We start from the raw sequence: 14,671 nt of genomic DNA, 5'->3' as shown, positions 1-14,671 counted from the left end.
TAGGGACTTCTTAATGCCTATTCTTCGAGCTTATTTGGCTCCATTGGCAGTGCTTTGCCTCAGTTCATACCTCTTTGCCTGCTCTACGGCAAACGAGCCCGTTAAGGCTACGCCCCCCGCCAGCGCAGCAGAGGTAGCACAGACTCCAACCCCCGTATTACCAGAAGCATTAAAAACTGAGTTTATCAAAACTCAGTTAGCACAAGGCTTTACCCAAGCAGAAGTCGAAAGCTTCCTTGCCAAAGCCAACTACAACCAAGCCGTTATCGATGCTATATCTCGCCCTTGGGAAGCCAAGCCTTGGCATGTGTATTACCCGATTTTCTTAACCGAGAAACGTCTCGAAGCCGGACTCGCCTTCTGGAACAAACACGAGGCAACCATCGCCAAGGCGGCGGCCAAATACCAAGTCGAACCACAAATTATCGTCGCCATTATTGGGATTGAAACCTTCTACGGCCAGTACACAGGCAATTATCCTGTGATAGATGCGCTCTATACCTTAGGTTTTTATTACGAGCCGAGGGCCACCTTTTTCCGCAAGGAATTTGGCGAGTTGATGACGTTAGTAAAAGAAGAACACTTAAACATTGACGACCTCAAGGGCTCCTATGCTGGCGCTATGGGTTATGGACAGTTTATTCCCTCAAGCTATCGCCACTACGCGGTCGATTTTGATGGCAGCGGCAATCGTGATCTATTAAAGAGCCCAGAAGATGCCATTGGCAGTGTCGCCAATTATTTTCATGAGCATGGCTGGCAGGTGAATGCCCCTGTCGCCCTGCCATTAGTCAATGACAGCCAAACAGCCCCCAAAGCCAAAGTGTGGGCGGGTGAAAAACTGAATTATCAGGTTGCCGACATTTTATCGCCGAGCTTATCTCTGGCCGATGCTAGGGACTTAGATGTATCGCAAAAGGCGATGCTCATTGAGCTTGAACAAGCGGGGAGTAAGGATTATTGGCTAGGGCTGAATAATTTTTATGTGATCACGCGTTATAATCGTAGCCCTTTGTATTCAATGGCCGTTTATCAATTTAGCCAACAACTAAAAGAACAGCATGCCTCTAAAAAATAATTTTTTACTGCTCGCTATTATTGTACTCAGTTGCACACTAGCTGCCTGTTCGAGTAACAATAACACTGCCGCCAGCAAAAAGAATATGGATCCAAACAAGGGTCGGTATTCGCTTAAAAACGACAAGATGCCACTCAATCCACCCAATGTGGAAAATGTGCCAAACGCGAGCCCTAAATATGAGCCCTACAGTCGTCGCGGCAATAAACCCTATACGGTTTATGGTGAGTCTTACAGTGTGATGAATACTGGCCAAGGGTTTACCGAAACGGGCCGCGCCTCATGGTATGGAGAAAAGTTTCACGGTTATGAGACTTCCAACGGTGAGCCCTATGATATGTATTCCATGTCAGGGGCACACAAAACCTTACCCTTACCTAGTTATGCCAAAATCACCAACTTAGATAATAACAAGCAGGTAATTATCCGGATTAACGATCGCGGACCATTCCACTCGGATCGCATTCTCGATGTATCCTACGCCGCCGCCTATAAACTGGGTATGTTAGGTACCGGGACGGCACGCATTAAGCTCGATGTGATCTATATCGGCAGCCTTGCCGCCACCAATAGCGCTGTGGCTAATGCCCAGGATTCGGGCAACCATTACATCCAGTTAGTGGCATCAAAAGATCAGCTCAGGCTGAAGAAAATGGCAAAGGAACTTGAGCAGAAATATCAAGTTCAGACCCGTGTACAAGCGGCAAACAATATGTTTAGACTACAACTCGGTCCCATAGGCCAACCTGAACTTGCCGATAGATTGCTTAACAAAGTCAAACAAGATGGCTATCCTGAGGGCTATATGGTGTTAGAGTAATGAAGACTCATAACGCTAAGATATCGATTTAGCTGAAAAATGCCGCGGATGAAGGAACCTTCACTGAAATCCCCTGTCGAAGGGTGGTATACTTTCGAAGCTATTTAGCCCTTTCCATTCCATACAACCAAAAAGACGTGCCAAGTTAATGATGAATTTTGTCAAAAGTCCCATTAAAACATTGCTGCTAATCTCTAGTGCCTCTCTCCCTGTTTATGCTGCGCAGCCGATTGTTACCCCTGATGCACCGACAGTTGCCGCCAAGGCTTACGTCTTGATGGATTATAATTCAGGCCAGATTATTGCCGAAAGCAATGCCTATGAAAGCTTAAATCCCGCGAGCTTGACTAAAATGATGACCAGTTATGTCATTGGTCAAGAAATTAAAGCCGGTAATGTTTCCCCCGATGATGATGTCACCATCAGTAAAAACGCTTGGTCTAAGAACTTCTCTGACTCTTCAAAGATGTTTATCGAAGTGGGCAAAACCGTTAAGGTTTCCGACTTAAACCGCGGCATTATCATTCAATCCGGTAACGATGCCTGTGTGGCCATGGCCGAACATATTGCCGGAACCGAAGATGCCTTTGTGGACATGATGAACTCATGGTCTAAACAATTGGGCATGCGTGACAGCTACTTCGAAAACTCCCACGGTTTAGATTCTGAAAACCACAAATCTACTGCCTACGATATGGCGTTATTAGGCGCCGCGTTAATTCGTGACGTACCAGAAGAATACCGAGTCTACAGCGAAAAATTCTATACTTTCAATGGCATCAAACAATATAACCGCAACGGTTTATTGTGGGATAACAGCATGAATGTCGACGGTATCAAAACTGGCCATACTTCTGGCGCGGGTTACAACTTAGTCGCCTCGGCCACCAAAGATGGCATGCGTTTGATCTCTGTGGTGCTCGGTACGCAAAGCGAATCCGCCCGTAAGGCCGAAAGTAAAAAGCTGCTGACCTATGGTTTCCGTTTCTTTGAAACTGTCACGCCCTACAAGGCGGGCGATAGCTTCGTAACTCAGCAAATTTGGTACGGAGACAAGAGCACAGTCGATCTGGGTGTTGCAACCGATACCCCCATTACCATCAGCCGTGGCCGTGCTAAGGACCTAAAAGCTAACTTTGAACTGACTAAGCCACTCGATGCGCCACTCAAGAAAGGTGAAACTGTAGGTCGTTTGTTCTTCCAACTCGATGGTAAAGATATTGCCCAGTTCCCACTGGTGACATTGCAAGAAGTTAACGAAGGAAGTTGGTTCAGCAAATTAGTTGACTACTTTAAACAACTGTTTTCTGGTTGGTTTAGCTAACTAATTAAACAGAAACAACAAGGCCACCAACAGGTGGCCTTGTTGTTTTGAGGATACAGCTCAAGATACGAGAGTCGCCTCTTTAGGCGGTTTGGGTATATCCCTTGATATCGGGTATAATTGCCACCATATAGATCCCATTGAGATTGTTACGAGCACTGATTATGTTGAACACTAAATTTGATGAACTGATGGATTTCCCCTGTGCATTCCCCTTTAAAGTCGTCGGGGATGCCCATGAAGCCCTAACCGATAGAGTGGTGGCCGTCGTTCAAAAACACGCACCGGGTGACTATTCCCCCACCACAAAGACTTCTAGTAAAGGGAGCTACTACTCGATCACGATTCGCGTCACTGTGACCAGTAAAGACCATATCGAAATTCTGTACACAGAACTTGCCGCCGTCGAAGGTGTACGCCGCGTACTATAAGAATTCCTCGAGATCATGAAATGTGATCTGTCCGACATTTATGGTTATAATGCCGCCACTCAATTTTAAGGGGAGAGGTTGCCCTTGCAAGAAATGACTTTGCATATTCGGCATCTAGGCCAGCAAGATTACGAGTCAGTTTGGCATGCGATGCAGCAGTACACCGACACGCGTAATAGCGATAGCCCAGATGAACTGTGGATCGTAGAACACCCACCCGTGTTTACCCAAGGCCAAGCAGGCAAGAGCGAACATATCTTGAATGCTGGTGACATCCCCGTCATCCAAGTGGATCGTGGTGGGCAAGTCACCTACCACGGCCCAGGGCAACTTGTGGTTTATCCTCTTCTTGATATCAAACGTAGTAAACTCGGTGTGCGCCAGCTTGTGACTCATATAGAGCAAAGCATTATTGATATGCTCGCTAAATACGATATCCAAGCATATGCTAAGGCCGATGCACCGGGCGTATATGTCAATGAACGTAAAATCGCCTCCCTAGGATTACGTATTCGAAAAGGTTGTTCATTCCACGGCTTAGCGCTTAATGTCGATATGGATCTCGCCCCTTTCCGCCGCATTAACCCCTGTGGTTATGCCGGTCTTGAAATGGTGCAATGTAAGGAGCTTGACGGCCCACAAACCGTGGTGGAAGCAGGCGAGCAACTCACTATTACCTTTAGCCAACTATTGGGCTACCAACATCTAGTTCATCATCAAGGATTAGCAGCGTCATGAATAGGCCTGAACGTTTACAACCCGGAGTAAAATTAAGAGATGCCGATAAGGTGTCACGCATTCCGGTCAAGATAGTGCCCTCCGAGCGCGATACTATGCTGCGCAAACCCGATTGGTTAAGGGTCAAGCTGCCCGCATCGAATCAACGCATTTTAGAGATTAAACAGGCGCTGCGCTCTAATGGTCTGCATTCTGTGTGTGAAGAAGCTTCCTGTCCTAACCTCGCCGAATGCTTTAACCACGGTACGGCAACCTTTATGATTTTGGGTGCAATTTGTACTCGCCGTTGCCCATTTTGCGATGTGGCTCATGGCCGTCCACTTAAACCCGACGCCGAAGAGCCCGTTAAATTGGCGCAAACTATCCGCGATATGAAGCTCAAATATGTGGTTATTACTTCGGTAGATCGTGACGATTTACGCGATGGTGGTGCCCAGCATTTTGCCGATTGTATCCGTGAGATCCGTAAGCTAAACCCTGAGATTAAGATTGAAATCCTAGTGCCGGATTTCCGTGGCCGTATCGATGCCGCCCTTGACATACTCGCGACAGAGCCGCCTGATGTGTTCAACCACAACCTCGAAACCGCACCAATGCACTATCGCAAGGCCCGCCCAGGTGCAAACTATCAGTGGTCCCTCGATTTGCTTAAACGCTTTAAAGAACGTCATCCTAACGTACCGACTAAGTCGGGTTTGATGATGGGACTGGGTGAAACCAACGAAGAGATAGCGCAAGTTCTACGTGACTTACGTGCCCACAACGTTGAAATGCTGACCTTAGGCCAATACCTACAGCCGTCTAAGTTTCACTTACCGGTTGAGCGTTATGTGCCACCCGCTGAATTTGCCGAGCTAAAAGCGCTTGCCGATGAGTTAGGCTTTACCCATGCAGCATGTGGCCCATTAGTACGCTCAAGCTACCATGCAGATTTACAGGCCCAAGGCAAAGAAGTTAAATAAGTTATTATTGGGCTTTAAAATAAAAAAAAACAGCGCCTTAGCGCTGTTTTTTTATGACTATCGCTTGGGAATAGGTAAAGCATCAAGTCACTAGGTTTACATCCATCAACATCAAGTCTCTAAGTTTAAATCCATCAAGAGTGCATCTTCTTTACCTTCACCCAAAGAATAGTACCCCCTACGGCGACCGGATTCCGTAAACCCCATCTGTTGATATAAATGGCGCGCCGCGACATTTGATTCTCGCACTTCGAGCATGATCACCACTGCGCCAGAGGATTTTGCGGCGTCAACCACCTCTTTTAATAATAAACGCCCATAGCCATGGCCCTGCTCCGCAGGGTCGATACAGATATCAATCAAGGTCACTTCATCGATAATCTGCTGGATAATCGCAAATCCAAGCAGAGTATTAGTCTCAGTCTTTAATCCGAGTACCCGATACAAGCGGCCGAAGCAATCGGCAAGATTGCCCTCACTCATAGGGTGAGAGTGCGCCTTACCTTCAATGCTGACCATTTGGCGAAGATCATTGGCCTCAAGGCAAACTAACTGTAATTGCTCTGTCATACTTTTAGGGTATTGAGTATTCACACGGGGTTTCCAGATCCAGTTTTTAAATGTCGTTTTATGTTTGGGACTGCTGCTCACGCCACTGCCAAATCTGCGCCCACAGGGCGCGTTTAGCTTCACTGTCACAGAGTAAAGCGGCAAGCGGCTCAGACACTAACCAAGCGGTGCGCGGTCTCACTTTATGGCGGCGTAAATCCCAGACAATTTGCTTCCCCTTACGGGGCTCACAATCGAAATCGCATTCCTCCCGTGCCACATCAATTAACCTAAGCACGGTATCGATGAGGGGATCGGCTTGGGGCAGCTCACCATCCCTATCCCAAATCACTTGGTAGGGTTTGACCTGAGTATCGCGAACTTGCCAAGAGGTAATCGCCATGGCTTCTAAATAGGCTGATTTATTCACAGGTTAGCTTTCATTCTCTGTTATCGACGCAGTGGTATAAGCATACCAGCTATGCCTAATTATTGTTACTTCAAAGGGGATCTAGTCATGTTTAGCCGCGCGTTAGCCCCAGACATCAAATCGTAAAACACGATTAAATAAATCTAATTTAATCGCTTTATATTGAGTTAAGCTCTGCTAATCTACTCCCATCAAGTTGGGCAATAATAGAAGGAAAATACCATGATTAATATCGGCATCAATCAAGCTCATAGAGAAGATATCGCTGCTGGGTTAAACCAGTTATTGGCCGACAGTTACAGCCTTTATCTGAAGACCCACAGCTTTCACTGGAATGTCACTGGCCCAATGTTCACCAGTTTACATTTGTTGTTTGAGCAACAATATACCGAACTGGCCCTCGCCGTTGACCTCATTGCAGAGCGTGTTCGCGCCTTAGGTTCTAGGGCCTTGGGCTCCTATTCAGCCTACGCTGCACTCACTGAGATCAAAGAAGATAAAGGGATCACTAAAGCTGAAACTATGATCCGTGAATTGTTGAGCGATCAAGAAGTCATTATTCGTAATGCGCGTGCGCTGTATCCGCTGGTAGGTCAAGCCAATGATGAGGCGACTGCGGATCTGCTCACCCAACGCATTCAACTCCATGAAAAAAACGCCTGGATGCTACGAAGCTTATTAACGGAATAGTTCACGAAACGGATGATTGTGTTAGCCAAAACGAAAGTCGCCAAACGGTTACGCTTGGTGACTTTTTCTTTAAAGCGCATAACTAAGATTTCGAGGTACTTAATCCAAACCTGAGTGCTATGCCCTTTATGCTCGCTTAACCGAACAATACAGCGCAACTACTAACACTCCCGATTAACCAACCCCATACGGCTCACTAAGAATGCTCAGTGATAAGTGCCAAAGGTGAATTTCGCTAAGCTATAAAGCAGTAGCAACACGTACAAATGTAAAATATAGAAGAACATAGGGACTGAGCCAAACACAGACAACCCATGGCCGACTCGCGCTAATATCTCACTACCACTACCTACTGATGAAAAGTATCACTCAAACACCACTAAGCAAAAGAACATGCCGCCTAAGGTCACCAGTAAAAAGCTTAATGATGGCGGATATTTGGTTAAGTTGAATACCGACATTAAGGTTTCACCAAAATGCACTCCCACCTGCCAAGGCAAGGTTTCACCATAGATGTTAAACCTGCGTAGCAATGCAAAAATGCCCCAACAACTTAGCCCTAACTTCAACCGTGTTTGCTGGCGCAGCGAGGCTTCAAGCGGGTTGCTATTCGGTTTCTGACTGAAAATGGGTCCAGCCACATAGCCGAGTAATATCACCCCCCATCCAAGAGATGTTAATCACTACGATTTCGAGCGCGATTAAAAACAAACCACGTTTAATCAAAAACACCCGTGCTGAACGCGGCTGTCCATGACTGCGATTAGCATAAAGCCAAGCAGAAACGCCCTTTAGAAACACAAACACTGGCGCACAAAAATGGGCGGCAAAACGGCTTAGAAAAAGTCCCCATGAGGTAACACTCAAATCCATAGGATCGCTCACCTGCATATGCAGGTAAAACCGTTCCTGCACATGGTCGAGCAGCATAATGAGCATCACCAGACCGCGCATCATATCGATACTGTTGATACGGCGTTCGGACCGATGCTTGAGCAGAAAAATGGGCTGACAACGCAGAATTCGAACTGATGTTAGAACTATAGCTGACACTCACTCTAATGCGACGTGGCTCATCGGGTACCGCCCAAAGCGCCGAATAACTGCTGGCGATATAGTGCTCATCCAATAAGTTGTCCAGATTGACGCCAAGGATGACGTTGCGCTCAGGTGAGTATTCATAAACACCCCTAGCAGCTGATACGACGGTAATTGAAAACTTGGATCGGCAGAATCACCCAGACGAGAATCCACATAACGCCAACTCGGCATCAGAGGAATAATCCTTTAAACTAGAATCACGATAGTTGTAGCCAGCGGTTAATGACCAATAATCACTTAATTAATAATCATGGGTCAGCTGATGTCCGCTGGCATTGACCACTGTAGCGCCATCATTAGGCTCTCCAAAGTTACCCGAGCGTAGCACTGTAATGTTACAAGAGGTATATGACCGTTTTAAAGGAGGATAGATAAAGAACATCATAAAGTCAGGCCACCCTAGCCTGACTCTCACATAGAAAAGGCTTATAAAACTATATAACGCCCGTTTTAGCTAACTCAGCTACCGAGTCTCGCTCGACTAAGTTGGATAAAAACAAGTGAGTATTGCGTGATTCCGCCGTGGTATTTGAGGCTAACTTAATGGCTAAATCCGTAGCGTAATTGGCCATTTCCTCTATCGGGTAATGCATAGTCGTCAATCTAGGACGGCAAGCACGGGCAATGGCTAAATCATCAAAACCAATTACAGAGACATCCTCAGGCACCCGAATTCCCGCCGCAAATAACGCATGAATCGCACCAATCGCCATTAAGTCGTTATAAGCTAAGATGGCCGTAAACTTTGTGCCCCTTGCGAGTAAGGCTTGCACAGCGGCTTCGCCACCTTCCATATTTGCGGTGGACTCTTCAATAGCATCTAGGGGTAGCTTCATATCTCGCAACAGCAGAGCTTGGCGCACCCCTAATATACGTGAAGCAGGATCGCGGTTTTGGTAAATACTAGTGATCACAGCGAAATCTTTATGGCCGCGGTCGAGTAAGTAGTTGGTTGCCTCTTGGGCACTGGTCACGTTGTCTAGCCAAACACAGCGATCGGCAATTTTAGGGATAAAGCGGTTGATGATCACTAGGCCGGGGATTTGCTCAGTGAGGCCGATTAATGTCGACTCATCAGAATACTCGCTGTGGAGAATAATAGCGTCACAGTTTTGATCGCGCAGGGATTCAATCGCATCGATTTCAGACTGAGTCTCATAAAGCGAGTTACGCATAATCAAACCATAACCACGTTCACGGGCAGCACGTTCCGCGCCGCAGGCTAAGCTGCTGAAAAATGACATAGATAAATTCGGCGTGACGATACCAATCGTATTAGTACTGCGTTTAACAAGCGCTTTGGCGTTCGAGTTTGGGCGATAGTTAAGTTGTTCTATCACCTTCTGCACCCGTGTGCGGCACTGGGCGCCAACCTTGCCCTGACCGTTAACAACCCGTGATACAGTTGCAATTGAGACACCCGCCACTCTCGCGACATCTTTTATGGTAGCCAATTTATCCCCTTTAACCGGAAATTGTACTATGAATGAATTAACCTATCGGCCTTGTATCGAGACAAGATCATTAGGGCACCAAGGGTAAAAACAAAACTGCCAAAAGACAATAATAAACGCATAGCAAACAAAGTACTATCCGTTTGATTACCCGCTAAACTGGCATCAAAACCAACTAAATTAAGTAACTCACCAGACCCTAACATTGCCAGCACTAAACTTATGCTGATAACGGTATGGTGGCGACTGACTAAATAAGGACTGATATCTTGCCCTGTGTCACGCCCCAGTTCGGTGAGCATGTTGGGTACAATGCTGGTCATCGCCGTCCAAATAGCGGCGCCAATCACAGCATCTATCCACAATGCCCAATAACCATACGGCGTATACACATACCATTTAAGCAAACTGCCTAAAACCGTAAATATGAGTACTTTTTGTAGTGTCTCCACCACGCCCCAGTGCTTAACACCACGGGCGAGTAAGGGTAAATACAAGGCTCCAGCTATCGCATAGCCACTCGATAATGCGCCCTTAAGCGTTGAGCCTTCGGTTACGTCACCTGCAGCCACAAAATACACCAGCAGGTAATAATCAAAACTGATGCAAATCCCCACGGCGCCAAATTGCAATGCCGAGATCCACAGTAATCGGTTGACCTGCCTTCGAGTATGCGCTCTCAAGGTTGGTGCCATCTCTGTTGCAATTTTCATCCGGCTATCGCCTAATCGCACCCGCTCGGGGGCGAATTGCCAAACGACTAAAGTACATAAACTGCCGATTAAGCCTAAACCCACCAGCCAACCTATTATTCGTACACCACTCGTTGCATCGGTAAATATGGCCAACTGGGTTAATGGGAATAACCAAAAGTATAAAACGGCGGCAATCTTCTCGAACAAGGTAATGTGACTAAACACCCCTTGCCCATCGCCGCTCATCAAAGCCAAACGAAAGGCTAATAGCTTTAAGGTAAGGATCAGCACTGTCATTGAGAGGCTGTAGCACAAACATAAGGTCACTAACACAGTCCACTGCCAAGCCATAGGCCAGTCTGCAGGGACCATCCACAAGAAGCCAAATAACAAGGCGGTTACCCAACCACAGATTAATATTATCCGTCGCTCGGTCCATAAGTCTCGCTGCAACAGCGACATAATTCGCCCCGAAAGCGTGGCCCCGCAGACGATAGGTAAACTCAGCAAAGCGCCTAAGAGTAAGGGATCTAAGCCGCGCAGCATTTGATAATAGGGTAAGGCTAACGCGACTAACCCTTGCTGGGCGATAAATGCCGCGAAAAAACCGGCACCCAGCACCCATTGCAGGTGCTTTTTAGGCGCTAAATCTAGGCTATGGCTTACGGCATCACTCGTAGAGTTATCTTCTGGCGGATCCCTGTGAGCATTATTCGCGTGGCTTATCGATATAGCCCTTACCTCTTAATTAAATTTATTTCAGATAAGACGAGATTATGGCCTTTATCCGTCGCCTTGATTTCATAATCCTTTGCTACAAACCCCAACTGCACGCCCTGTAATTTGCTCAGCGTCTCAGCGTCGAACGTATAGGGTTCAGAATGAGGATAATTCATCGGCATAAACATAGGGTAAGCCTTTGTTAATACAGTCGGCATGGGTGATAAATCGGCTACTGGCATGGTAATGGATTGCCATCCAGCCTGCAATGTCACAACCGCACCATAGGCGAGCCCATGCTCATTTAACAGTGCGACAGACACATGCTCATTAGCTTGGTCGGCATAGATACGTAGTTGCACTGCATCGTATCCCTTAAGGTTGCGTTGTGACAGTGCATTATCCTTGGCGGGTGAAATACGCACAAGCATATTGTCCGCCTCTGAACCTGTCGCTGATGTCACTAGACTTGGGATATAAAGCTGCAATCCAAGCCCTTGATCGCGCACACCACTTTGGAAACGCCATTCACTACGGGCATTTTGTGGGTAGATTAAATTGTCCCTATCGAACGAAGCATTAAACAAGCTCACCGGAGTGCCTTTCGCACGCCACTCAAATTGATAAAAAGCTGCACCGCCACCCTTCACAAAATCCCATTCATTCGGATTTCCCTCGGCATTACCGGGAAAGCTTGTTTGACCTGAGGCTTGAGTCACCACAAAGGCATACTCAATCCCCCCTGTTCGCTGCCAGTTTTTGAGATCGGTGAGGGTGTGACGATAGACACTGCCATGGGCCTCCATCGGATAAACCTTAAACTCACTATCACCAAGATAGCGAACATAAAGCTCAACTTTATCTATGGCTTTGGCATCCATCACGCTGGCGCTAAAGGTGAGCGCATCGCCTTGATTCAGCGCCTGCAGATTTTGGTGCACTAAGGCTAAGGTTTGATGTGGCATAGGCGGCAGATAATAATGGTCATCAATCTTGGACTGAGTTGAAGCAAGTAAGGATTTATTTTTAGCGAGTAAATACTTGCCCGGCATCAATTGCACAGAGCCTTGACTGGCTTGCAGCGAAACCGTCTTATTTTGAACCTTGCCTTGATTGATACCTTGTAGCCAATACTGTTGGCCTAAATCCGGTAAAGCCAGATTAAAATGCCGCGAGGCTTGGTACAAACGCACAGCTTCACGCTTTAAGCTCGAGTTCTGGTGTGGATCGGTTAAGGCTAAGGCATCGGGATACACTTCTAATTGCCATAAACCATCGCTGAGCTTATCTAAAAAGTAGCTACCATTGCCGTCATAATCAACGATCGCAGAACTGCCAACACCAGCAATATGCTCAAGCTTTTTAGGTGCTTGTGGTTTAACGTCAGTGCTGTTGCTGTAATAAAAACGTTCAGGCTGATTTAGCACACTGACATCATGCAAATAATCTAAAGTCACGTCAGCAAAGTGATTATTTTTAGGATAGGTTGTCGGATAACTACCGCCCTCAAAACCGCGGGGAACTTGCCTGAATACCTCACCTGCAATCAAAAAACTGATGGCTTTGGATGGGGTATACAGCAGATTGAGAAAATGGGTGTTGTACTCAGCATTACTGGTAGCAATCACAGCTGAATCGTAGGCAAACTGGGTCGCCCATTGGAATCCCGCCTCGCGGAAACTGCGCGCCATAGCCGGATACATGACACTGCCCGTGACATCTGCAGCATCAAACTCATAAATCATTTTCGCCTTCGTCTTACAGGCAGCAATATCGGCGAAGGGATTGGTGTAATGGGCAACATTCGGCAGAGTATTGCTGTTGATACGGCTCATTTTTACCAGCCCAGTCGGATACCACTGATAGGCAATACCATCGATATTAGAATCGCATACCGCTTTTGCAAAGGCTTGATTATCACCCTGCTCGCTAATGTTATAAAACAGCGGTTTAGTTACGCCACTCTCATGGCTCACCTTAATTAAGCCATTAATATAACTTTGACTCTGATTAACATCACCATGGTGACTCGGCTCGTTAAACAACTCAAAGGCAATAATGTTGGCATCCTGACCATAAGTCACACCGCTATAACGATTCCTATGGGCAAAGAATTGTTTAAGATAAGTGTGCGTTGCCGCAATAGCCTTAGGATCGGTATTCATCTCGGTTTTTGTAAAGCCATTAGCAAATCCCTGAGTCTCAGTATCCGGCGCTGGATAACCATTACCCCACCACGCAATTGGAGTAATAATGGCGCGGATATCATTAGCGGCAAGCTTATTCAGTAAGTAATCCAACAGTTCTAAATGAACATTATCGAGCAAGTTGCCCTTGGCATCGGACACTTCTCGGTCGAACACATGCACGCGATAACCTGTCACTCCAAGGCGCTTAAGATGTGCCACATCCATATCGATAGCGGCGTGCATATCGACGCCGCTTTGAACCATTGCACGGTAAGTAAAAGCAAATGGCGCTGAGTAGTTCACCCCAAAATGACGGACTTCGCTACCATCATCTAGGTATAACACTCCGTCTTTAACCTTCGCATCAGCCGCAAAAACACTCGCGCTCAATAACGGTAACAAAGGTGATAACGCAAGCACAGCTGCTAATTTTGTGAGTATTTTCATGCTCAATTCCTTTTATTCTTGACTGTAGCCCGAAGGATTTTGACTTTGCCAACGCCAAGTATCCTGCATCATCTGGGCGAGATTGCGTTTGGCTCGCCAACCTAGCACAGTGCTGGCTTTATCTACATTGGCCCAAAATGCGGCGAGATCGCCCGCTCGACGTGGCGAGATCTCATAGCGAACGGGCACGCCGCTCGCCTGCTCAAAGGCTGCGATAATTTCCAGCACGGACACGCCTTGACCCGTGCCTAAATTAAAGGCTTCAACACCACGTTGCTGAGGATGGTCTGCCAACCAATTAAGCGCCGCCGTATGGCCTTCGGCCAAATCCATTACATGCAGATAATCCCGTAAACAGGTGCCATCTTGCGTTGGATAATCACCACCAAAGACGCTTAAATGGGCGCGGCGCCCCACTGCGACTTGGGCTAAATAAGGTAATAAATTATTCGGGATCCCCTTGGGATCTTCGCCTAAGTTACCGCTTTCGTGGGCACCGATAGGATTGAAATAACGTAGGGATACGCCACGAAACTCAGGGTTAGCGGCCGCATAATCGGCCATAATGCGCTCGACCATCACCTTAGTCGCGCCATAAGGGCTCGAAGGAGACCCTAATGGCATTGACTCAAGATAAGGTACGCTTGCCTGCTCACCATAGACTGTCGCCGATGAACTAAAAATAAAATCAGTGACTTGATGGCGCTGCATCGCCTCAAGCAAACACACACTGCCGTGTACATTGGTTTGATAATAGGCCAGCGGTTTTTGTGTCGATTCGCCAACCGCTTTGAGCGCGGCGAAATGGATCACAGCCTCAAATTGATGCGCCCCGAACACGGCATCTAATGCCGCGACATCACGAATATCACCACGGAAAAACTCGATGTGTTTACCCGTCATCGCTTCGATTCGTGCTAAAGGTACTTCACTGGCATTACACAAGTTATCAAACACCACCACTTGGTGGTCCTGTTGTAATAATGCTAACACGGTATGCGAACCTATGTAGCCTGCGCCACCTGTCACTAATACTTTCATTG

General features: G+C 47.0%; 13 protein-coding genes and 2 pseudogenes. 7 read left to right on the top strand and 8 right to left on the bottom strand.

Features of this window, described 5'->3' with window-relative positions:
• Nucleotides 1-13: 13 nt before the first annotated feature.
• The 6 genes from mltB (at nucleotide 14) to lipA (ending at nucleotide 5,353) form a co-directional block, all read left to right on the top strand.
• Nucleotides 14-1,078, top strand: coding sequence for a lytic murein transglycosylase B (gene mltB, locus SOHN41_RS04175; protein WP_007645961.1), 1,065 nt, complete (start codon nucleotides 14-16; stop codon nucleotides 1,076-1,078).
• Nucleotides 1,062-1,898, top strand: a complete 837-nt coding sequence (locus SOHN41_RS04170) for a septal ring lytic transglycosylase RlpA family protein (RefSeq protein ID WP_007645960.1) — start codon at nucleotides 1,062-1,064, stop codon at nucleotides 1,896-1,898. The genes mltB and SOHN41_RS04170 overlap by 17 nt, the downstream gene beginning before the upstream one ends.
• Before the next feature lie 148 nt (nucleotides 1,899-2,046).
• Nucleotides 2,047-3,222: a serine hydrolase gene (locus SOHN41_RS04165; protein WP_037458020.1), complete on the top strand. Its 1,176-nt coding sequence runs from the start codon at nucleotides 2,047-2,049 to the stop codon at nucleotides 3,220-3,222.
• A 164-nt stretch (nucleotides 3,223-3,386) separates the two neighbouring features.
• The gene (gene ybeD / locus SOHN41_RS04160) at nucleotides 3,387-3,653 is read left to right on the top strand and encodes a DUF493 family protein YbeD (RefSeq protein ID WP_007645956.1); all 267 of its coding nucleotides are present in this window, start codon (nucleotides 3,387-3,389) and stop codon (nucleotides 3,651-3,653) included.
• 84 nt (nucleotides 3,654-3,737) lie between these two features.
• Complete coding sequence (lipB, locus tag SOHN41_RS04155; protein WP_007645954.1) at nucleotides 3,738-4,391, top strand: lipoyl(octanoyl) transferase LipB; 654 nt, start codon at nucleotides 3,738-3,740, stop codon at nucleotides 4,389-4,391.
• Nucleotides 4,388-5,353, top strand: coding sequence for a lipoyl synthase (gene lipA, locus SOHN41_RS04150; protein ID WP_007645952.1), 966 nt, complete (start codon nucleotides 4,388-4,390; stop codon nucleotides 5,351-5,353). The genes lipB and lipA overlap by 4 nt, the downstream gene beginning before the upstream one ends.
• 111 nt (nucleotides 5,354-5,464) lie before the next feature.
• Here lipA and rimI read toward each other — a convergent pair whose 3' ends face one another.
• Together rimI and SOHN41_RS04140 are read right to left on the bottom strand one after the other, a co-directional pair.
• On the bottom strand, nucleotides 5,465-5,923 hold the full coding sequence (rimI, locus tag SOHN41_RS04145; RefSeq protein ID WP_086017342.1) for a ribosomal protein S18-alanine N-acetyltransferase: 459 nt from the start codon (nucleotides 5,921-5,923) through the stop codon (nucleotides 5,465-5,467).
• Between the two features lie 58 nt (nucleotides 5,924-5,981).
• Entirely contained in the window at nucleotides 5,982-6,332 is a 351-nt protein-coding gene (locus SOHN41_RS04140; protein WP_007645948.1) for a DNA polymerase III subunit psi, read from the bottom strand.
• A gap of 222 nt (nucleotides 6,333-6,554) precedes the next feature.
• Between SOHN41_RS04140 and dpsA the strand changes: the two genes are divergently transcribed.
• Entirely contained in the window at nucleotides 6,555-7,022 is a 468-nt protein-coding gene (dpsA, locus tag SOHN41_RS04135) for a DNA starvation/stationary phase protection protein DpsA (RefSeq protein WP_007645946.1), read from the top strand.
• On the opposite strand, the pseudogene SOHN41_RS19955 reads toward dpsA, so the two are convergent.
• The 6 genes and pseudogenes from SOHN41_RS19955 to galE form a co-directional block, all read right to left on the bottom strand.
• Nucleotides 6,971-8,055: pseudogene (locus SOHN41_RS19955) on the bottom strand (DUF1624 domain-containing protein). The gene dpsA and the pseudogene SOHN41_RS19955 sit on opposite strands and share 52 nt — an antisense overlap.
• A gap of 9 nt (nucleotides 8,056-8,064) precedes the next feature.
• Nucleotides 8,065-8,288 (bottom strand): annotated as a pseudogene (locus SOHN41_RS20560) (TonB-dependent siderophore receptor); the annotation flags it as partial.
• Between the two features lie 269 nt (nucleotides 8,289-8,557).
• Nucleotides 8,558-9,577, bottom strand: coding sequence for a LacI family DNA-binding transcriptional regulator (locus SOHN41_RS04125; RefSeq protein ID WP_037458018.1), 1,020 nt, complete (start codon nucleotides 9,575-9,577; stop codon nucleotides 8,558-8,560).
• Nucleotides 9,578-9,603: 26 nt separating this feature from the next.
• Nucleotides 9,604-10,893 carry an MFS transporter gene (locus tag SOHN41_RS04120; RefSeq protein WP_007645941.1) on the bottom strand — a complete coding sequence of 430 codons (1,290 nt, stop codon included), beginning with the start codon at nucleotides 10,891-10,893 and terminating at the stop codon, nucleotides 9,604-9,606.
• 116 nt (nucleotides 10,894-11,009) lie between these two features.
• Nucleotides 11,010-13,628 (bottom strand): hypothetical protein, encoded by a 2,619-nt coding sequence (locus SOHN41_RS04115; RefSeq protein WP_007645940.1) that lies wholly within the window; start codon nucleotides 13,626-13,628, stop codon nucleotides 11,010-11,012.
• Between the two features lie 12 nt (nucleotides 13,629-13,640).
• The gene (gene galE, locus SOHN41_RS04110; protein ID WP_007645939.1) at nucleotides 13,641-14,669 is read right to left on the bottom strand and encodes a UDP-glucose 4-epimerase GalE; all 1,029 of its coding nucleotides are present in this window, start codon (nucleotides 14,667-14,669) and stop codon (nucleotides 13,641-13,643) included.
• Between the last annotated feature and the right edge of the window lie 2 nt (nucleotides 14,670-14,671).

The sequence above is a fragment of the Shewanella sp. HN-41 genome (genome assembly GCF_000217915.1).
GTDB lineage: Bacteria > Pseudomonadota > Gammaproteobacteria > Enterobacterales > Shewanellaceae > Shewanella.
The sequence above is the reverse complement of the archived record's forward strand: the minus strand, read 5'-3'. Positions and strand labels throughout refer to the sequence as shown.

Coding starts and splice junctions, on each gene's coding strand:
- mltB (WP_007645961.1), top strand. CDS start 14: ATGCCTATTCTTCGAGCTTATTTGGCTCCATTGGCAGTGCTTTGCCTC.
- galE (WP_007645939.1), bottom strand. CDS start 14,669: ATGAAAGTATTAGTGACAGGTGGCGCAGGCTACATAGGTTCGCATACC.
- SOHN41_RS04170 (WP_007645960.1), top strand. CDS start 1,062: ATGCCTCTAAAAAATAATTTTTTACTGCTCGCTATTATTGTACTCAGT.
- ybeD (WP_007645956.1), top strand. CDS start 3,387: ATGTTGAACACTAAATTTGATGAACTGATGGATTTCCCCTGTGCATTC.
- lipA (WP_007645952.1), top strand. CDS start 4,388: ATGAATAGGCCTGAACGTTTACAACCCGGAGTAAAATTAAGAGATGCC.
- rimI (WP_086017342.1), bottom strand. CDS start 5,923: ATGACAGAGCAATTACAGTTAGTTTGCCTTGAGGCCAATGATCTTCGC.
- SOHN41_RS04165 (WP_037458020.1), top strand. CDS start 2,047: ATGATGAATTTTGTCAAAAGTCCCATTAAAACATTGCTGCTAATCTCT.
- SOHN41_RS04115 (WP_007645940.1), bottom strand. CDS start 13,628: ATGAAAATACTCACAAAATTAGCAGCTGTGCTTGCGTTATCACCTTTG.
- dpsA (WP_007645946.1), top strand. CDS start 6,555: ATGATTAATATCGGCATCAATCAAGCTCATAGAGAAGATATCGCTGCT.